Source organism: Edaphobacter modestus (assembly GCF_004217555.1).
In the GTDB taxonomy this organism is placed as follows: domain Bacteria; phylum Acidobacteriota; class Terriglobia; order Terriglobales; family Acidobacteriaceae; genus Edaphobacter; species Edaphobacter modestus.
Map to the genome: position 1 here is coordinate 138200 of NZ_SHKW01000001.1, position 18464 is coordinate 156663.

Annotated in this window: 18 protein-coding genes and 2 pseudogenes; 11 read left to right on the top strand and 9 right to left on the bottom strand. The window is 56.6% G+C overall.

The annotated features are described in order from the left end of the window. Window positions 1–278 precede the first annotated feature (278 nt). Window positions 279–1622: a cytochrome ubiquinol oxidase subunit I gene (locus BDD14_RS00615; RefSeq protein WP_130417133.1), complete on the top strand. Its 1344-nt coding sequence runs from the start codon at window positions 279–281 to the stop codon at window positions 1620–1622. Then, the gene (locus BDD14_RS00620; protein WP_130417134.1) at window positions 1615–2631 is read left to right on the top strand and encodes a cytochrome d ubiquinol oxidase subunit II; all 1017 of its coding nucleotides are present in this window, start codon (window positions 1615–1617) and stop codon (window positions 2629–2631) included. The genes BDD14_RS00615 and BDD14_RS00620 overlap by 8 nt, the downstream gene beginning before the upstream one ends. A 3-nt stretch (window positions 2632–2634) precedes the next feature. Here the strand turns inward: BDD14_RS00620 and BDD14_RS00625 are convergent, their stop codons facing one another. After that, window positions 2635–2988: a GTP 3',8-cyclase MoaA family protein gene (locus tag BDD14_RS00625; protein WP_242617634.1), complete on the bottom strand. Its 354-nt coding sequence runs from the start codon at window positions 2986–2988 to the stop codon at window positions 2635–2637. Between the two features lie 382 nt (window positions 2989–3370). On the opposite strand from BDD14_RS00625, the gene fdhF reads away from it, so the two are divergent. Both fdhF and BDD14_RS00635 read left to right on the top strand, forming a co-directional pair. Next, a complete protein-coding gene (gene fdhF, locus BDD14_RS00630; RefSeq protein WP_130417135.1) occupies window positions 3371–6376 on the top strand; it encodes a formate dehydrogenase subunit alpha in 3006 nt (1001 codons plus the stop codon). A gap of 31 nt (window positions 6377–6407) precedes the next feature. Further along, complete coding sequence (locus BDD14_RS00635; protein WP_130417136.1) at window positions 6408–6854, top strand: helical membrane plugin domain-containing protein; 447 nt, start codon at window positions 6408–6410, stop codon at window positions 6852–6854. Between the two features lie 23 nt (window positions 6855–6877). Here the strand turns inward: BDD14_RS00635 and BDD14_RS00640 are convergent, their stop codons facing one another. Further along, window positions 6878–7726, bottom strand: a complete 849-nt coding sequence (locus BDD14_RS00640) for an AraC family transcriptional regulator (protein ID WP_242617635.1) — start codon at window positions 7724–7726, stop codon at window positions 6878–6880. 156 nt (window positions 7727–7882) lie between these two features. On the opposite strand from BDD14_RS00640, the gene BDD14_RS00645 reads away from it, so the two are divergent. Further along, window positions 7883–8071: a hypothetical protein gene (locus BDD14_RS00645; protein ID WP_130417138.1), complete on the top strand. Its 189-nt coding sequence runs from the start codon at window positions 7883–7885 to the stop codon at window positions 8069–8071. A 233-nt stretch (window positions 8072–8304) separates the two neighbouring features. Here BDD14_RS00645 and BDD14_RS34130 read toward each other — a convergent pair. Beyond that, window positions 8305–8552: pseudogene (locus tag BDD14_RS34130) on the bottom strand (transposase); the annotation flags it as partial. A gap of 439 nt (window positions 8553–8991) precedes the next feature. Further along, window positions 8992–10154 (bottom strand): annotated as a pseudogene (locus BDD14_RS00660) (multidrug effflux MFS transporter). A gap of 513 nt (window positions 10155–10667) precedes the next feature. On the opposite strand from BDD14_RS00660, the gene BDD14_RS00670 reads away from it, so the two are divergent. From BDD14_RS00670 to BDD14_RS00685, 6 genes are all read left to right on the top strand, one after another. After that, window positions 10668–11075 (top strand): DoxX family protein, encoded by a 408-nt coding sequence (locus tag BDD14_RS00670; RefSeq protein ID WP_130417142.1) that lies wholly within the window; start codon window positions 10668–10670, stop codon window positions 11073–11075. A gap of 99 nt (window positions 11076–11174) precedes the next feature. After that, window positions 11175–11417 carry an alcohol dehydrogenase catalytic domain-containing protein gene (locus tag BDD14_RS32280; RefSeq protein WP_207231645.1) on the top strand — a complete coding sequence of 81 codons (243 nt, stop codon included), beginning with the start codon at window positions 11175–11177 and terminating at the stop codon, window positions 11415–11417. Window positions 11418–11582: 165 nt separating this feature from the next. Beyond that, window positions 11583–11909, top strand: a complete 327-nt coding sequence (locus tag BDD14_RS34135) for a zinc-binding dehydrogenase (RefSeq protein ID WP_207231646.1) — start codon at window positions 11583–11585, stop codon at window positions 11907–11909. Between the two features lie 46 nt (window positions 11910–11955). Further along, entirely contained in the window at window positions 11956–12141 is a 186-nt protein-coding gene (locus BDD14_RS32290; protein WP_207231647.1) for a hypothetical protein, read from the top strand. Between the two features lie 152 nt (window positions 12142–12293). Then, window positions 12294–13712 (top strand): alginate export family protein, encoded by a 1419-nt coding sequence (locus BDD14_RS00680; protein ID WP_165419839.1) that lies wholly within the window; start codon window positions 12294–12296, stop codon window positions 13710–13712. Window positions 13713–13791: 79 nt separating this feature from the next. After that, window positions 13792–14718: a LysR family transcriptional regulator gene (locus BDD14_RS00685; RefSeq protein ID WP_207231648.1), complete on the top strand. Its 927-nt coding sequence runs from the start codon at window positions 13792–13794 to the stop codon at window positions 14716–14718. 154 nt (window positions 14719–14872) lie between these two features. Here BDD14_RS00685 and BDD14_RS00690 read toward each other — a convergent pair whose 3' ends face one another. The 5 genes from BDD14_RS00690 to BDD14_RS00710 all read right to left on the bottom strand — a co-directional run bounded on the left by BDD14_RS00690 (window position 14873) and on the right by BDD14_RS00710 (window position 18221). Next, the gene (locus tag BDD14_RS00690; RefSeq protein WP_130417144.1) at window positions 14873–15898 is read right to left on the bottom strand and encodes an NAD-dependent epimerase/dehydratase family protein; all 1026 of its coding nucleotides are present in this window, start codon (window positions 15896–15898) and stop codon (window positions 14873–14875) included. A gap of 57 nt (window positions 15899–15955) precedes the next feature. After that, entirely contained in the window at window positions 15956–16342 is a 387-nt protein-coding gene (locus BDD14_RS00695; RefSeq protein ID WP_130417145.1) for a DUF1932 domain-containing protein, read from the bottom strand. Next, a complete protein-coding gene (locus BDD14_RS00700; protein ID WP_165419840.1) occupies window positions 16303–16842 on the bottom strand; it encodes an NAD(P)-binding domain-containing protein in 540 nt (179 codons plus the stop codon). Before BDD14_RS00700 ends, BDD14_RS00695 begins: the two co-directional genes overlap by 40 nt. Window positions 16843–16933: 91 nt before the next feature. After that, a complete protein-coding gene (locus tag BDD14_RS00705; RefSeq protein WP_130417147.1) occupies window positions 16934–17599 on the bottom strand; it encodes a transmembrane-type terpene cyclase in 666 nt (221 codons plus the stop codon). Then, window positions 17517–18221, bottom strand: coding sequence for a TetR/AcrR family transcriptional regulator (locus tag BDD14_RS00710; RefSeq protein ID WP_130417148.1), 705 nt, complete (start codon window positions 18219–18221; stop codon window positions 17517–17519). Before BDD14_RS00710 ends, BDD14_RS00705 begins: the two co-directional genes overlap by 83 nt. Between the last annotated feature and the right edge of the window lie 243 nt (window positions 18222–18464).

Sequence of the window (18464 nt, forward strand, 5' to 3'; positions counted from 1 at the left end):
ATCGCGGAAAGCTAACGAATGCTCCTCGCACCCCTAAGATGCTGGCCCTATCCGTACTCTAGCGCGGCGCGGGAGCGGTAATTCGTGCGATCGTCTCTTCCCGGAACGCCGATCGGAGGATTTCGAAAGCCTTTGGGTAAATCAACAAATACTCTCTCCCAGCACCGGCGACACTGGACTTGACGATTGGTTGTGTTATACGGGCAGCGGCGAGTTATCTCACTCGTCGTTCCACCGCGAGGCACTTCCGGTTCCGTCACCCAGAAGGGAGTTCCACTATGAGCGACCTCTTTGCTGCTCGTACGCAGATGGCCGTCTCTCTGGCCTTTCATATCATCTTTGCCGTGATCGGTGTCGCGTTACCACTCATGATGGTGATCGCCGAAACCTGCTGGCTACATACCCGTAATCCTGTGTATCTATGCCTCGCCAAACGGTGGGCCAAGGGCACAGCGATCCTGTTTGCAATCGGTGCGGTCTCAGGTACGGTCTTGTCATTTGAAATGGGACTTCTGTGGCCACACTTTATGGGTGCGGCCGGGTCGGCGATCGGCATGCCATTTTCGCTGGAAGGGTTCGCGTTTTTCACCGAAGCGATCTTTCTGGGAATCTATCTTTACGGATGGCGAAGGACCTCGCCCTTAGCGCATCTTTTCTCAGGCGCCGTGGTCGCGGTCAGCGGACTGGCATCCGCTATGTTTGTTTGCCTGGTTAATGGCTGGATGAACACTCCGACAGGTTTCCGTCTGGTGAACGGACAGTTCACCGACATTAACGTATGGGAGGCTCTCAGAAACCCGGCCGGCATGCCGGAAGCGATACACATGAGCCTGGCAGCGTATTGTGCAGCCGGATTCGCTACGGCCGGAGTCCACGCGTTTCTGGCGCTTCGCGAACATTCCAGCCGCTTTCACCGGTGTGCGATCGCTATCGCCCTTGTGGTGGGTGGATCGGCTGCGGTCTTGCAGGCGGTGAGCGGGGACGCTTTAGCACGAGTCACGGCAATCAATCAGCCCACAAAGCTTGCGGCGATGGAAGGTGACTTTCAAACCAGGAGCGGCGCTCCTCTGAGGATAGGTGGATTACCTGACGTCAATACCCGGCAAACGAAAGATGCGATTGAGATTCCCTACGGCCTGAGCGTCCTGGCCTTTCACTCTCCCAAGGCTGTTGTCGCAGGACTGGATCAGACTCCACGGAATGAGTGGCCCAATGTATTGGTGGTCCACATCGCGTTTCAGATCATGGTTGGCATTGGAACAATTCTGGTTGGAGTGAGTCTGCTCTTCGCCTGGCTTGCATGGAGACGAAGAAGTCTGCTTGCAAGCGACTACTTTCTAAAACTGCTGGTCCTGTGCAGCCCGCTCGGCTTTATTGCGCTTGAGTCTGGATGGGTCGTGACGGAAGCAGGCAGGCAGCCATGGATCATTTATCACATCATGAAGACCTCCGCTGCCGTAACGACGATGCCGGGACTGATGAACACCCTTGTATTGTTTACGTTGTTGTACCTGTTTCTGGCAGTGATCGTGATAGGGCTGATGTCGCGGCATATTATCGCGACTCCTCCGGAGGCCGAGATTCAGGCAGTGGCCGCAGGCGAGGTGCTCACCCATGCCTAGCCCACAAATTATTCTTACTCTGATACTGATGGCCTCGCTTACCTTCTATGCACTGTTCGGAGGAGCGGATTACGGCGGCGGAGTTTGGGATCTGCTGGCTCGCGGGCCAAGGCAGCGGGAACAACGGGAGCTGATCGCTAACGCCATTACCCCTGTCTGGGAAGCGAACCATGTCTGGCTGATCCTTGTGATTGTGCTATTGTTTTCTGGTTTTCCTCTCGCTTTTGCCGACGTTACAACAGCACTGCATGTTCCTCTGACGGCATTGATCGTCGGCATCGTAATGCGGGGCTCATCTTTCATCTTTCGTGCGTATCATACGGGTGACTACCGGATCCAAAGACGGTGGGGACTTATCTTCGCGGTTGCCAGCACCATCACACCCATCTGTCTGGGCATCGTGGTGGGAGCGATATCCTCCGGAAACATGGTCGTCAGCAACGGCATCTCCGAAAATGGCTTTTTCGATCCATGGCTGGGATGGTTTCCGTTGATGGTCGGGTTCTTTGCCCTCTCGCTGTTCGTATTTCTTGCGGCGGTCTTCCTGACGCTGGAGGCGCAAGACCACCTCCTACAGGAAGACTTCAGGAAAAGGGCATTGCTCTCCGGAGTCGCTGTGGCAGCGATGGCGCTTGCCACCTTCCTTACCGCACGACATGGGGCTCCTGATATCTATCGAGGGTTGCTAAGGCCGTCGATCGTGTGGGTCGTCCAGGGCGCGACTGCAATTTGTGCGTGTGTTGCTTTCATCTGTCTGCTGGCGCGCAGATATAAGGCTGCCCGTGTGGCTGCTATGTTACAGATCACATGTATCCTCTGGGGTTGGGGAGTATCGCAGGCTCCGTATCTGCTCCAAGGCAAGATGACAATCGCCGAAGCCGCGGCGTCACCATCTGTGCTGTGGGCATTGATCGGCGCAACAGGAGTGGGAGTGATCCTCTTGTTCCCTTCGCTGTGGTACCTGCTCAGTCTGTTCAAGACAGGGGATGAACATCTTCCGCTGCACTAAACTCTACTTGTTTGAGGCAAGAACAAGACGTCTGGAGAAGAGAAGCATGACTATTGTGAATGCAGAATGCATCACGACGGCTTGTTCTCGTCTCCAGATCTGCACCATGTTCCGGGAAGTCTTCAGAAACGCCGGCTCGCCGATGTGATGACGATTCTCTTTACTCTTAATCGTGGGTTGTATGAACGCCGCTGGATCTGCGTCCGAGCCGCCGCCGCGGCGGGTTCCGCCGTATAGATCATCGGACTGCGAGAAAAGGCAGGCGCGGATATTTCCGTCAGAGGTCAGATGGACCCGACTACACGCATCACAGAAGGCGCGGGACACTGGGGCAATGATGCCTACTTCACCAATCATCGGCGAAGGGTGTATCGCGTTGCCGTTTCACCGCGAGCAGTCGCAGGTAAGAGCACAAGCGGGCGAAAGCTGCTCAGGATGTCGACCATTTCATTGAAACCAACGACGGTATCGGGATTCCATATACGTTCCTCATCGGGGGGCATGAACTCAATGAAGCGGACAGTAACGCACTTGTCGCGCGAGAAGCGATCCGAAGTGAACCAGCCGAAACTGATGCATGAGAGGATTTCACAATTCGCCGGGCGTAATCAAAAGCTTTCAAGCGCGTGTGTGAGTGATATTAAGGGCTGACGGTCACTGTACTCATGCGATTGTCTGCATGGGTAGGTAAACCGCAACACGGTCGACATTCCGTGTTCTGGGAAAAGGGTAAGTCACTATGAGCGTGCTACAGCTATCAGGCGATGTCGTATACGGTCAGCAGGAATTGACCGGAGAGGTTCATATCTCGATTGACGGGACCTCGGTTGCAACGAGCGAGGGTGAATTGCTTGTCGAGGCGGTTCTTCGTCACAATGAGATTCCGCACATCTGTTATCACTCTCCCTTGATGGGGCCGATCCAGACCTGCGATACCTGCATAGTCGAAGTGGATGGCAAACTCGTACGTTCCTGCGGAACCAAGGTCGTTCCCGGGATGAAAGTCGTCACGGAATCGAAGCGAGCCAAGGATGCGCGCGCGGAAGCCTTCGATGTGATTCTTGGCAATCACATGCTCTATTGCACGGTATGCGATAACAACAACGAGAACTGCCGGGTACACAACACGGCGTTGGCCCTGAATGTCGAGCACCAGGAGCATGAGTTCAAGCCCAAGCCCTATGAAGTGGATATGTCCAATCCCTTCTACCGCTACGATCCGAGCCAGTGCATTTTGTGCGGCCAGTGCGTTCAGGCCTGCCAGACCGTGCAGGTGAATGAAACGCTTTCTATCGGCTGGGAACTGGAGCATCCACGTGTGCTCTGGGATGGCGGCATGCAGATCGGCGGCTCCAGCTGCGTGTCCTGTGGTCATTGCATCACTGTTTGCCCCTGCAACGCTCTGATGGAGAAGTCGATGCTGGGCGAGGCCGGTTTCCTGAGCGGAATGCCCAAGGAATCCCTGAACAAGATGATCGATGTGGTCAAGGCTATCGAGCCAGAGATGGGTTATGGGGCCATCATGCAGGTTTCGCAGACCGAGTCGGTGATGCGAGAAGAGCGAATCAAAAAGACAAAGACGGTCTGCACGTATTGCGGCGTCGGTTGCAGCTATGATGTCTGGACGAAAGACCGCAAGATTCTCAAAATTTCTCCGCTGCACGGCGATACCAATCAGATTTCAACCTGTGTTAAGGGCAAGTTTGGGTGGGATTTTGTGAATAGCAAGGACCGTCTGCAGACCCCATTGATTCGCGAGGGAGCTGGCTTCCGTGAGGCGACCTGGGAGGAGGCATTGAGCCTGGTGACGACGAAGCTGGGAAGTATCAAACAGCAGTACGGTCCGGATGCACTCTCCGTGATCATCTCGTCCAAGGCCACCAATGAAGATGGCTACCTCATGCAGAAGTTTGCCCGTGCCGTGGTTGGGACAAACAATATCGATAACTGCTCCCGTTATTGCCAATCGCCCGCGACGATGGGGCTGTTCCGGACCGTTGGCTATGGCGGCGACTCAGGGTCGATTGAAAACATTGCGAAGTCTGGGCTCGTGCTCATCGTGGGTAGCAACACGGCGGATAGCCATCCGGTGTTGGCGACCCGCGTCAAGCGGGCGCATAAACTCTTCGGACAACGCCTGATCGTTGCTGACCCGCGTGAGCACGAGATGGCGCGCCGCGCCGACATTCATTTTCGTCCGCGCCCGGGTACTGATCTTGTCTGGATTTCGGCCATGAGCAGATATATGCTCGACAATGGTCACGCTAAACAAGAGTTTCTCGACCAATGGGTGAACGGCCTTGACGAATACCGTAAGAGTCTTGAGCCATTCACGATGGAGTATGCCGCCAGGATTTGTGAGGTCCCGCTCGAGACGCTCGAGCAGGTCGCCGAGGAGATCGCCGCCGCGAGAAGTGTTGCCGTTCTCTGGGCAATGGGTATTACCCAGCACATGCGCGCTTCGGATGGCTCGACAGCCATCTCGAACCTGCTCCTGATCACCGGCAATTACATGCGCGACGAAGGCGGGGCCTATCCTCTGCGCGGTCATAACAATGTGCAGGGCGCCGGCGACATCGGCGCCGCGCCGATCTATTACCCTGGATACCAACCTGTGACCGACGCGGCGAATCGGAAAAAGTTTGAAGACGCCTGGGGAGTATCCCTGCCTCCACAGCGGGGGATGGACAACCACCAGATGGTAGACGCAATCTACGAAGGCAAGCTGCGGGCAATGTACGTTGCGGGCGAAGATATGATCTCGGCCGATTCCAACGCAAACCATGTGGCTGGCGCATTCGAAAAGCTGGACTTTTTCGTCGTGCAGGATATTTTCTTCACCGAGACCTGCCGTTATGCTGATGTCATCCTGCCAGCCTCTCCGGCACTTGAAAAGGACGGTACTTTCTCCAGTACAGAACGGCGAATTCAGAGGCTTTACCAGGCGCTTCCGGAGCTGGGAGACAGCCGGGCCGACTGGAAGATCACGCAGGACATCGCGAATCGCATGGGCGCGAATTGGAACTACCAGCATCCTTCGGAGATTATGGCCGAGATGGCTTCTCTGACGCCGCTCTACGCGGGCGTCTCCTACGAGAGGCTCGAGGGGTACAAAACATTGCAGTGGCCCGTTGCCCCCGATGGCACCGACCAGCCAGTGCTCTATCTCAACGGATTTCCTTTTCCGGACAACAAGGCACGTCTCTATCCGCTGGACTTCCGGGAGCCGGACGAGCAGCCTGACGCCGACTTTGATCTCTTCCTGAATAATGGGCGAATGCTGGAGCACTTTCACGAGGGCAACATGACGGCGCGCGTTCCAGGCATTCATGAGGAAACTCCCGAGCGCTATATCGAGATCTCGGAAGAGCTGGCGAAGGAGCGCAACATCGAATCCGGACGTTGGGTTCGTGTCACAAGCCGCCATGGTTCGCTCGTCATCAAGACTCTGGTCACCAGTCGTGTATTCGGGTACCAGGTATATCTGCCGCTGTTGTCGCAGGAGGGGCCGATCAATATCCTGACCGGATCTCACTCGGACCCTGCGACCAACACCCCAGCGTACAAGGAGACTGCGGTGCGGATTAAACTGCTTCCTGAGCAGGGCACAAACCCCCTGCGCCCGCTCAACCCCCGCTACTCCGGCAAGCCGACTCCTCAGTCCGGTGTGGAAGTAGAACGCAAGTGGAAGCGCAAGGACTACCGTATGCCGGGTAGTGAAAAGCTTGTTCAAATCCAACTGTAGAACGAAGTGAAAGAAAAAGGAGTGATCTGCCATGGCAGTAGCTGTTGATTTTCGAGAGTTCCGTCCGGTCGATGCTCGTCAAGATCTGATTCGTCGAGTCGAGCATGCTCCTGTCGAACATGCGGAAGCGGTCTTGTCGGCCTACGAACTGCTACAGCAGTTGCACGAAAAAGGGATGTTGGAGCTGCTCACTGGTCTCCTCAACGCCGGCGACACAGTTGTCAACCATGTGGTGGGGGTCGTTAGTTCGAAAGAAATGGTGACCGCCCTCCGCATCGGCTTGATCTTCAGTAATCTGCTCAGTTCAATCGATCCCGATAAACTGCACAACATCATTGCCGATGCCGGCAAAGAGACTCCGTCGCTGCTATCGATTGGAAAACTGGCAACGTCAAAGGATGCTCGTCAAGGAATGGCGACTGCAGTTGGGCTCCTCAACGTCTTCGGAGCAGCACTGAACGCCGGGAAGCATGGTTAGCCCGGGAATCCCGGTAGCCAGGTTTACAACTCGCGCTTATATCTTCCGGGCGTGGTGCCGAGGTATCTCCTGAAGGTCGTGGTGAATTGGCTCTGGTCCTGGAAACCACAACGCATGGCGATGTCGATTAGGGGCAGGCTGGAGTGTTCCAGCAGATGCCGCGCACGTTCCACTCTCTGCCGCACGACAAACTTATGAGGAGTTGTTCCTATTGTCTGCCGGAAGAGCGACGCGAAGTGGTTGGGACTTATGTCCGCAATTCCTGCGAGCTCCTCAAGGGAAAGCTGGGTGTCGAGATGCTCGCGAATGTATTGGCGTACTCGTTTTTCACGCGCCGGACCAAGTCCGCCGCGGTAGATGGGCAGAGCATTCGGTTTGTTGCTGTAGCGCCGAATGAGATGGCTTACCGCGATGGCGGCAACGGATTGCGAAAATAACTCGCTGAGTGGGCCAAACCGGAGTTCCTCGGAGAGATCCTTGGCCAGTTCGACAAGAAACGGATCACGCACCAGAAGCGATGGGGTCAACTTTGACGAGACATCAATCACCGCGTTCTGCGTCACCTTTTCAAAGAATGGATCGCTGAGATAGAGATGGATCAGGGACGCGCGGCGATTAAAAAATACCGAATGAGTAATGCCAGGAGGAACGACCCAGATCATGTCACCATTCAGCTCGCGCTTAATCGGTTGGCCGGGAGAATCCTGCCATTCCGCGCGAACGTAAGCGGGATCGAGAGCGATTGTCAGCTGTGTGCAGTCGTGACTATGCTTACGCCAGGTAGAGCGGGGTTGGTCAGCCGAATAGATGCTGTATCCGATCCACTCCTGCCAGACGTGATCCGGAGGGGGGGAGGGATAAAGACCTCTCAAGAAATGCTTGGAAGAGTCCATATAGAAAACGGACCTACAATCGTGGAAACAGTTACCAACTTTATTATATCGATATCGGACGTCGTCTTTGCATCTGCGGATTGACAGGCAACCAGACTATCCTCGTCGCAACTTCCCTGTGGCAATGTCATCCTTGTGGGGATCGCGCCGGGCAATTCCTGGCTTGAGATCTACAAGCCACGGGTGAATTTTGTCGGCTCGAATGACTGGGTTCACCACACATACAGCTTCATCAATCGACATCCGCAGGCAAGTGAGCTGCTCGAATTCTCGGTCTCGGCGACTGATCTGAAGCGGCGAGTCATGCGGGGGACATTGATCTGAGACATCCCATCCCAGCTTTCATCCAGGTGCATGCCAGAGCTGTACAGGATCGAAAGGCTTCGATGGTTCGGCAGTATCGGGTGCTGAAGCGGCGGAAGTGTTTGAGGCGGTTGAAACAGCGTTCGATGAGGTTGCGTTGCTTGGGCAAGGTGCGGTCATAGCTGCGGGGTTGTTTCCAGTGCATTCGCGGAGGATGACGGCGACCGCACTCTGCGCCTGGATGGTGGCAACGCTTCCAAGTGGCGCGACGAGCGTATCTGGTTCAGATAACCGTACAGATACAGCTTCAACAAATCGCGCGGATCGTAGCCAGGCCGTCCTGTTTCAGCGGCCAGAGCGCGCTCGAAGCCAAGCTCCGACATCACAGTCTTTCGACGAACGCGTCAATCACACGGCACATATGATCAGCTGGCACAAAGTCGTCTAACACCACGGGGAACAGTGTTCCCTGATTTCGTCCCTCGCCCTCGATGTAACCCATAAGAAGAGATACCTCCGCTTGGCAAGGCAATTTTCTCATCGATCCTTGTTTAAAAAATCACCGGCCGCACAGCCACGAATTCCCCTTCTAACAGCGTAGGAGCCGGAGTGCCGGGGCGCTAGGAATCGCAAACAGCTTCCATTGGGGAACCGGAAGGAAGTTCCGAGTTGCCCGTTACTCGCCGGACCGCGGAAATCTGGGACCCACAAATCTGGATTGCTCGACGAGGTTGCGGTAGGACGATTATTCGGATTGCACAGATCATACCAGCGCTCCTTAGCACATACGGATCTTACCTCGGATGATTGACCGCACCGCGATCATGGGGATAGGGAATTGAGAACGCGACGTATGGAAAGCCAATCTGGGGCTTCCCTCCGATCGATGCGCGAAGATATTTGAGCATTGTTCCTCGGTGAATCGAAGTATTGGGATGGGATTAGTGAAGAGACGCTAAAGCCGCTTGCGATTCTGTAGCCCTTGTAGACGCTGTTCTTCTTGTAAGTGGAACGGCTAGCGCCAGGGCGAGAGCGGAAAGCGTGCACATGCTTCCGGTCATCGCAAGTACACCAACCTTTGGGAAGAGCATCGCGACGACGGAGCTAGTGCCTGCGGCGAACAGCATCTGAATCGATGCCAGCAGACCTCCGCCGACGCCGGCCACCTCTCCCAGTGGCCCCAGCGCGCCATGTGCGGCGCTCGGCGCCACCATTCCGAACGATGCGGTCGTAAGCGTCAAGAGCTGGAGAAAGCTCCATAGCGACATGGATCGCATGACCGTGAGAATGACGAGCACGGACGTGCAAGACACTGCTGTGACGACCCCGCCGAGTAGGAGCCGCTTGCTTCCCACCCCCCGCTGCGCCAACTGGCCGTTGAGTGAGGCTCCGATAACAATGCCGCATCCAGTACAAGCGAACAGTACGGCAAATAGAGTCGTGCTGGTGTGGAACATGTCGATGAAGGTCAGCGGTGATCCGGCGATGTACGCGAACATCCAGCTGAATCCCAGGGCGTTGAGAACGATATAAGCCATTGCACGGCGATCGCCTAACACGCGTCGATAGGCGCGCGTCATAACGGTCAGAAATGGCTCACGCTCGGAATGCCGGCGAAGCGTCGTTTCCTGCAACGAGAAAAGAACGGCTAATAGCAGCATGATCCCGCAGAGGCCTGTGGCGATATAGATTGCTCTCCAGCCCATATGGGAAAGGAGAGCGGCGCCGAGTGCAGGAGCGATCATCGGCGCGACGTTTGTCACCACTGTGATGACCGCAAGCCGGCCCTGCGCTTTTTTCCCTGCGAAGAGATCCCGGACCCTCGCCATCGCAAGAGTCATGCCGGAACCGGCCCCTGCGCCCTGTACGAAGCGTGCAAGCAAGAGGAGGTTCAGCGTTCCAGAGGCAGCACTCGCAAAGCCTCCGAGCGTGAAGAGCGCCAGGCAATGATTAGCATGGGCCGCCGGCCGTATCGGTCGGAGAGCGGACCATAGACGATTGGGCTGAGAGCAAAGCCAGCCATGAAGAAGCTGAGAGTCAGCTGTGCCATTCCCGGAGTGACGCGCAGTGTATGAGCGATCGGCCCCAGAGCAGGGAGTGCCATGTCGATCGAGATCGGGGGAAGCGCGGCAAGGGCTCCGAGAAAGAGTGCGAAGAGACTTCCCTGAACATTTAATTTCACCAAACTTCTCCTGTCAGACCGTTATGGCTTGTTGCCTTGCGAACACATAACGTCGCGATAAAAAAGATGCCCTTATCGACGCACGGTCAAGCGATCTCTCCCGGTGGGTACGCGGTCCATGCCGATGGAATCGAGAGCACGGAACAGAGTGGAGCAGACACATACTGCTAAGGAAAGGCTATGGCCCTGCGCCTGGAATGAGAAGTGGGAGATGATGCATAGCTGCTTTGCGCTACAGGTAAAGACCGGATCGGCTTTGCCGATAGCGCAAAGCTGCTGTGTGGTTAAAGCGGCTTCTCAGTCACCGGCAACAACGATAGCGTCGCGAATAGGAGATGACGGGCGCATCGTGTCCTTCCTCTTCGCGTGTGTTTGCACGAACTCTTCGATAACGCGAAGCAAACGGAGAGAACGCAGTCAAAGGAGATTCAACGTATGTTTATGGAACGATATGGCCTGATCGCAGCTCGCATTCTCATGTCGATCATCTTTCTTGTGAATGGACTGAACGTCGTCAGCCAGAGCCTTGCGCTACACGAAATGGTGGTGCACGGTGTTCCCGTCAGCCTCGCGCACAGCATGATTCTGGGCGGGCAAGTGCTGCAGGCCATCGCGAGTATCGGCTTGGTCTTCGGAATCTACCCGCGTTTCGCTGCGCTTGCCCTGATCCTGTTCCTGATTCCGGCGACCCTCATGGCCCACGCCTTCTGGCAGGCGGTGGGCACACCGCTGTACACGGTTCAAGTGATCAACTTCTGCAAGAACGTATGTATGGCTGGTGGACTCGCTTTTGTCGCCGCCACAATAGAGCAACCCGTTCTGCTTCCACGTTCAACGCGTTAACCGACCTGCACGGCACATTGGTGTAGCCAGTCCGGCTACGCCTTTTGCCAGTATGCGTTCTACGTTCGTCCTTCGCACTTCACCCCGAAAAGGAGAGTTATGAAAATCATTGAGTTCAAGGAATTCAGCGGTCCATCCCAGCTGAATCTTTCCGAGAGGCCGCTGCCACAGGCCGATGCCGATGCGGCGGTAGTGCGCGTTGAGGCGGCCTCGGTAAATCCGAGCGACGTGAAGAATGTTGCCGGTCGCATGTCGCAGACGATCCCTCCCCGCGTCCCGGGACGCGACTACGCGGGCGTCGTGGTCGATGGTCCAGAAAAGTGGATCAATCAAGAGGTGTGAGGCACAGGCGGCGATGTCGGATTCACCAGAGACGGCTCGCATGCGGAGTACATCCAAGTCCCTGTCGCTAGCCTGGTTCGCAAGCCCGAAACGCTCTCGTACGAACAAGCCGCTTGCATCGGGGTCACCTTTGTTACGGCATGGTGCGCCCTCGATTACGCGAAGTTGTCGGAGGGGGAGACGATCGCTGTATTCGGTGCAAACGGCGGTGTCGGCGGCGCAGCTATCCAGATCGCAAAACATCTAGGCGCACGCGTGATCGGAGTTTATCGAGGGGAGCCCGGGAACCCTACGCCTGCTGCGAACCTCGCCGACATTCTGATTGACTCCCGTGATCCGGAACTGGGATCTGTGTTGCGCACACATAACGCCGGGCGAGGCGCGGATGTCGTTTTGAAGGCCGCCGGGGCCCGGTATTCGAGATCGGACTCAGTCTGCTCGCGCATCGCGGCCGGCAGGTGGAAATTACCTCTCCTAGCGAGCGCCGCGTGACGCTCGATCTGGTGGACTTCTACCACACGAGTCGCAGTTGCTTGGCGTGGACACACTCAAGCGAGATCTGACCGCCTCGGGACGCATTCTGGAAGAGCTGCTGCCGGGCTTCGATTCCGGCGCTTATCAGCCGCCGATTGTCTCAAAGACTATGCCTCTCGCTCACGCCCAGCAGGCCTTTGAACTGGTCGCGAAGGGCGAGCGCGGACGCGTGGTTCTAAAGCCACGCTGAGGTGATCGAGATGGTATTCGCAGCGATTCACGAATACGTTGGCTCCCGCGGGACCGATTGACCAGGGACTGGATATGAAGAGTTCAGCCGATTTGTGGCCGAACATACTACGGCCTCGGGCCGCTACTTGTGCGCGGGCGACAATGGTCGCGGTGGCGATTCTGTTGAGTGCCGGCGATGTGCTTGCTCAGACCCCGGATCCTCAACCACCGGGTCACGTGAGCGATCCCGCTCGCCCTCCGTTGACCCCTTTCCCCGCTGAGCAGAACTGGAGCTTCCTCTCTCGTCCAGTGCTGCATCCGGACTTCTTCGATCCCGCGAAATACATTCGCCTGGGCGACGGTCCACAGAGATATATCTCTTTCGGGCTGGAGTATCGCACGGACTATGAATACTACGACAACTGGATGGTCGGTGCCGGACCTCAGGATCATAACGGTTACGTCCTGAGCCGCGTAATGCCACACTTCGACCTGCATGCCGGGCCGGATTTCCGGATTTTCTCGGAATTTAAGTTCGACTATGTTGACGGCAGAGTTGGTGGTCCAAGGCCGGGCGTGGACCAGGCCCCCGGGGACGTCCATCAGGCATTTCTCGAGATAGGCCCACACGTCACCCGCGAACATGGCAGTAGTCTGCGGCTGGGCCGCCAGGAGGTAGTGCCTGGATCAGGACGCCTCTTCGATAACAATGAAGGCCCGAATGTGAAGCTCAGCTTTGACGGAGTGCGCTGGATTACACAAACCCCGCATCTCCGCTGGGACGTGTTCGCGTTGAAGCCAGTCGAGGACAACAGTACGGGATTCTTCGAAGATCATCCCAATGCACAACAAACCACGTGGGGCAGCTATCTCACTGTTCCGGCGCCGATCCTGTCGCGGGGGAGGGCCGATTTGTACTACATGGGACTTACGACGAAAAACGCGATTTACAATCGCGGCTCTGCGACCGAGCTTCGCCATACTGTGGGCATAAGAGCCTTCCGGCCACCATCAAAGGGCCTCCATTACAACTGGGAAGCCAACTATCAGTGGGGATCGTTTGGCCGTGATTCGATTGGCGCGTGGAGCGTTTCCACGGAGACGGGATACACGTTCGATCAGGTTAGATTTCGTCCTCGCCCGATGCTGCGGGCCGACGTGTACAGCGGTGACGGGAATCCAGCGGGGAACACCCTCGGCACGTACAATTCGTTTTTCCCACGCGGCGCTTACTTCACTCCCAAAGCCATTCCGTTTCTTGGCCCCCAGAATCGCGTGGATCTTCATCCGATGATCCAGTTTCAGCTACGTCGGAATATAACCGGAGAGGTTTCATGGGATTGGTATTGGCGCGAATCGGTCCATGACGGCGTATATGCTTTTGGCAGCGGCATACTGATGGATCCGGCGAGTAGTTCCAGTGCAAGGTATGTGGGAGACCAGGGCGACATGGAGATTCGCTGGTCGCCCGCGCCGCATTTCATTGCCGCATTCAACCTGGCGGGATTTCGGGCTGGTGGTTTCTTCGATCATGTTGTGAATAACCGCCCTCCGATCGTGGCAAATGCCGGTCTGATCTTTCGCTTTTGAAGCAGGCTGTCCCGGTTGACTTCGCAGCTCCTCAAACGATAGTCAGACTGCGCGAATGGTTAGAATCAAGGGAGAAGAATTGCCGCTCGAAAAGGCAGGGATCGTGGCTGACGAGGTCGCTGAACTCCAGTTGTTCGTACAGATCGTAAAGGCGGGGAACCTATCCGCCGCTGCTCGAGCCCGCAACTCCTCTCCCGCAGCGATGAGCCGAGGACTCAGTGCTCTCGAATCTCGCCTGGGCGTTCGCCTGGTCACGCGCACCTCCCGGTCGTTCGAACTTAACGAAGAGGGCCAGTTGTTTTATGAACGGTGCGCACGCATCGTTGCCGATATCGCGGAAGCAGAGGCAGAGGCGTCCTCCAAGGGAGACGTGGTCAAGGGGATGCTTCGGATCGGCGCCCCCATGGAGTTGGGCAGAAGACTGATCGCTCCACTCATCACCGATTTCACACAGAAATTCCCGGATGTTCAAGTGCATCTCACGTTGTCCGATGCCGGTCTGGATGTCATCGATGACGGCCTCGATGTGGCGCTGCGCGTCGGGCTTCCCGCGGATTCCGGCGTGATCGCCAAGAAGATTCTCTCCGCCAAGCGCATCGTCTGCGCATCGCCAACCTACTTCAAGAAGCACGGGGTTCCGGCAAAACCAAGCGATCTTCTACAGCACGACTGCATCCGCCTGGTGCGCGGCAGGCACGTGATGGACACATGGATCTTCCAGGACCAAGGGAAGCGCTTCGAAGTGATCGTCAACGGAACCCTGTGCACGACGAGTGGTGAAGTGGTGCATGACTGGGTGCGCGCGAGTCAGGGTATCGCCCTAAAAGCGGCTTGGGATCTGCAACCCGAACTCGCTGCAGGCACGATCGTCCAGTGCCTGAGCGAGTTCTGGTGCGACGAAATCGACCTCTTCGCCATCTGTGCAAACCGGCAGCATCTGTCGCCACGCATCCGCGCCTTTCTTGATTTCGTTGCGAAGAAGCTAACCATCTTTGTCCCCAAATAAGTCGGAAGACGGCAATCACGGCTCGATTTCGCGAACACGAATTGGGCGACGTTATGCTAAGTGGACTCTCACGCTCTTGACCAATGTACTTTGATCTTCACAGAACTCTTGGATCTCAATCGGTGAACCTGCTCAACCTTGGCATCCCCGGGTGCTAGGTGGATTGTCGGTTCCCTCCCCACGCATGGCTTTTCAGCTCGGACATCCCTTCGTCCATTGTGATCACCGGATGGTAACCGAGTTGGTCGCGCGCCTTTGTCGTATCAAGCGTTACCTCGAACCCTATCGTTGCAAGTACCTGACGGCTAATGAGGGGCTTGATGCGTCCTCCACTCAGTTCATCGAGAAAGTCGCCGATGGTGGCCGTGCCTCGCATGATCCATCGAGGTACGCTCTTTGTAGGGGCCACAATCCCCTGCGTTTCAAGCATGCTCGTAATAAAGCTTCGGAACGGGATCGGTGCACCGTCTGTAACAAAGTAAACTTCTCCGCTTCTCCCCTTATCGAGTGCAAGTGAAACCCCTTCGCAGACGTTCGCAATATGTGTTGTGGAGGAAAGATAATGACCGCCCTCGATCCAGGCCAGCTTACCTGCCTTGGCCGCCGCTGCGATTTGCGGAAGCCCCTTCGTATCATCGCGACCCCAGATGAATCGGGGACGGACGACGACTACAGCAAGACCTTGTGTACTGAAGGAGCGAGCGATGCGTTCCGCTTCGCCTTTCGTATGCGAATAGGAGCCCGCAGGTCTGTGCGGGAAAGGATGATCTTCCGTTGCGTTGATCAGTGGCCCACCATCCAACAGAACTGATTCGGTGCTGATATGCACAGCTCTCGATATTCCGGCCGTGAGAGCGGATTGAAACAACTTGCGCGTGCCTTCCAGATTGGTGTGGGATTGTTGTGCGGTTCCACGACCGTGATCGGTGTCCGCTGCAGCATTGATGAGAGTTTGACAGCCTTTCATCCCTTCGACCAACCCTGCATCGAGCAAGTCTCCCGCAAAAGGCACCGCGCCCAAGGCTTTCACTATCTGGAGCGAACGCTCACTGCGCGCGAGAGCCACCACCTCAAAATCCTTCGCGATGAAATGCCTGACAAGATTCCGACCGACATATCCGCTTCCGCCAGTAAGAAAGAGTCTTGGCTTCGGTTTATTAACATCCCACTTATTTTCCATGTCACATTCCTCATAAGTTATTACACTGAAAATGCAGTTCTGGTGTTGAGATAGTCGTCAGCTTTTCACGCGATCATTTACATCGGACGTGACACTTGCTGGCTCGACCGGCGCAGATCGCTGCATTGCCTGAGTCACTTCCGCCATCGACGGCGGCGTAGCGCTATCCTTGAAGCTTTCCAGCCGCCGGTAGACCTCGGCCGCCGCACGGTGAAAGCCGTCGGGCAGCCCTGCCGCTCCGAAGCTCGCTGCAATCTCCTCCATCTCACCCGACCAGCGCCATGCCTTTAAAGCTGCAGCGGTGGCGTGTTCGGATTGGCGCGGTACATCCGGCAGTGTGCGCCGCCACGACTCCAGCAGTGGACGTTCCACGCCTTCGTGCTCGGCCAAGGCCCGCACCGCGGCTAAAAGAGCGTGGTGCCTTTGGTAAACGCGGCGTAGCATATCTTGAGCGCCGAAGCCGCTCCGGCCCCGCCCTCAATCACCTCTGCTTGTATGTTGGTTCCAGTGAATAAAGCCGCGATTGTCGCGGCCTGGGTTCCGGACAGATAAAGTGTGGGCTGCTTCTGGGTCGTGGGAGGAAGGCCGATTATGCCACCATCTACGAATGTTCCTCCTGCTGCCTCGATCACTGTGCCAATCTCTCGGGCCGTGGCTGGCGATATGGCGTTAGCATCAACGTAGATCCCGCCGAAACCATTCGCGGCAGCTTCGCGCGCCAACGCCAGAGCGGCGTGGGGTGGGCACACGGAGATTACAACTTCAGCCGCCTTCACGGCCTGCTCGATTGTGCCAGCGTCTTCAAGGCTCGCAGCTTTGGCGCGAGCGGCCGTCCGTGTGCTTCGGTCCTGTGAGGCCCATAACACGCGAGATCCACGCGAGCCCAGCGCTGCCCCCAGCGCAGCGCCCATCTCACCGGGGTGGAACAATGCGAATGTTTTCATGATCGTGAGCTGCTCCTGAACGTGACTATTTTTCTCTGAAGCCATCTTTCTTCAAACTCAGTTGCGACGGCGCATTCGGACTCTTGCAAACTTAGTTGGCTGCACTTGCACTAACGGTCACGGGCATCTGGTCGCTTGCCAATCCGTCAGGGTGCTTTTGAAACCATACGACTAACCCGCTATAGACCAGGTCGAACACAGAGCAGAGAATGCCAAGGCCAAGAATGAAGCGCGAGCCTTGGATAACCCCGATCAGAATGGTTGGAGCGAGGGTCCCAATCCACTTCGCAAGAGCAATCGTGAGAGTCTGCCCGCGAAGGCCTCGCCGTGCAAGGATCATCTGGACAAAGAGGCCCGACATGAGTGCGTTTTGCAGAAACGCCGAGTAGCGTGCAGCCTCATGCGCTCCAAACTTGGCGAAAAACAGCCACTGCACTGCGTAGGCGGCGCCAAAGACTAACAGGCCCCAGGCCGCGAACATGCGCCTCGTCACAAAACCCGGTAGTTCGCGGCGCCCGAATTTGAAGAAGGTGAATACGATCGCGAGATCGGCGAGCGCCCAGATGAGGTTCACGAAAGCCTGCATACTCACCGAGGTCATCAGGTCGTGCACCGCATAGGTTGACTCCCATGCAACGTTGAGGGCCAGAGCCGCAATAGGCATGGCGTACGTCTTATCTCGCAACCCGACGCGGATTGACTCGACGTACACAATCGTCCAGGCGATCCCGCTGAGTAGTGTGAGGAACGGTGCCATTTTTTTCCTGTCTTGTTGGGGATGGAATTGAGTCGTTCGGGACTTGCCGGGACGGCACGATCCGATAGCGGCGGATGAGGTCGCTCACGCTGCTGCGGAGCCATTTCCTACTGTTTGGCCGATCGATCGCAAGAGCGGTGAGCACCAGTCCCTGCATTGCCGCGCTGACGGTATGGGCAGCAGTGTTGGACCCGAGGTAGGGCTCGAGAAGCTTCGCCAGGCGCTCATTCAGGAGCCTGGTAACGGGGCTCAGTTGCGGATCATGGCCGGCAGCCACGATCATCTCGAAGACCGTCATGGTGTTGATCCGGTGATCGGTCACAAGACGAGCCGTGAAGTCGGCGCAGATGTCCGGAAGTGCCTCGAGGTTCGAGGCCGTTTCGAGAACCAGCCTCACGAGCTCTTGCCCGATCTGAGAACCTGCGTACTCGTAGGTAGCGCTGCGGAGCGCCTCGCTGGACGGGAAGTGGTAGGTGACTGAGGCAAGCGATACCTGAGCGCTCTTGGCGACGGCACGGTGGGTGAGCGTGTTGGCGCCAAACCCGGCGACGATGCGCACGGCTGCATCAAGCAAGAGCGTCTTGCGCGTCGTTCCACGGGAGAGGCGTCCGTCAGCTTTCATTCTTATACTCTTCTACTATCAGTACAGATGTACCGATAGTAGAAGAGATGCAAGAATTTGACCCAGGCGTCAAAATAGCTAGACCTGTTGAGCCTGACGAGTTTGTGATTGCCAACTGGCGGAGCCCCTGGCAGCCTTTCTTCCGTGGTCTGAGCGGGTCGTGGGTTACTCGGGAGTGATCCACTTTCCATGGCGCAGATCGGTATCGATCTGAACGTCGCCTTGTTGACTTTCGGTAGAGAA

Excerpts from the sequence above, each read along its gene's own strand:
- BDD14_RS00615 (WP_130417133.1), top strand. The coding sequence starts at position 279 with ATGAGCGACCTCTTTGCTGCTCGTACGCAGATGGCCGTCTCTCTGGCC.
- BDD14_RS00620 (WP_130417134.1), top strand. The coding sequence starts at position 1,615 with ATGCCTAGCCCACAAATTATTCTTACTCTGATACTGATGGCCTCGCTT.
- BDD14_RS00625 (WP_242617634.1), bottom strand. The coding sequence starts at position 2,988 with ATGATTGGTGAAGTAGGCATCATTGCCCCAGTGTCCCGCGCCTTCTGT.
- fdhF (WP_130417135.1), top strand. The coding sequence starts at position 3,371 with ATGAGCGTGCTACAGCTATCAGGCGATGTCGTATACGGTCAGCAGGAA.
- BDD14_RS00635 (WP_130417136.1), top strand. The coding sequence starts at position 6,408 with ATGGCAGTAGCTGTTGATTTTCGAGAGTTCCGTCCGGTCGATGCTCGT.
- BDD14_RS00670 (WP_130417142.1), top strand. The coding sequence starts at position 10,668 with ATGTTTATGGAACGATATGGCCTGATCGCAGCTCGCATTCTCATGTCG.
- BDD14_RS32280 (WP_207231645.1), top strand. The coding sequence starts at position 11,175 with ATGAAAATCATTGAGTTCAAGGAATTCAGCGGTCCATCCCAGCTGAAT.
- BDD14_RS00690 (WP_130417144.1), bottom strand. The coding sequence starts at position 15,898 with ATGGAAAATAAGTGGGATGTTAATAAACCGAAGCCAAGACTCTTTCTT.
- BDD14_RS00695 (WP_130417145.1), bottom strand. The coding sequence starts at position 16,342 with ATGCTACGCCGCGTTTACCAAAGGCACCACGCTCTTTTAGCCGCGGTG.
- BDD14_RS00700 (WP_165419840.1), bottom strand. The coding sequence starts at position 16,842 with ATGAAAACATTCGCATTGTTCCACCCCGGTGAGATGGGCGCTGCGCTG.
- BDD14_RS00705 (WP_130417147.1), bottom strand. The coding sequence starts at position 17,599 with ATGGCACCGTTCCTCACACTACTCAGCGGGATCGCCTGGACGATTGTG.
- BDD14_RS00710 (WP_130417148.1), bottom strand. The coding sequence starts at position 18,221 with ATGAAAGCTGACGGACGCCTCTCCCGTGGAACGACGCGCAAGACGCTC.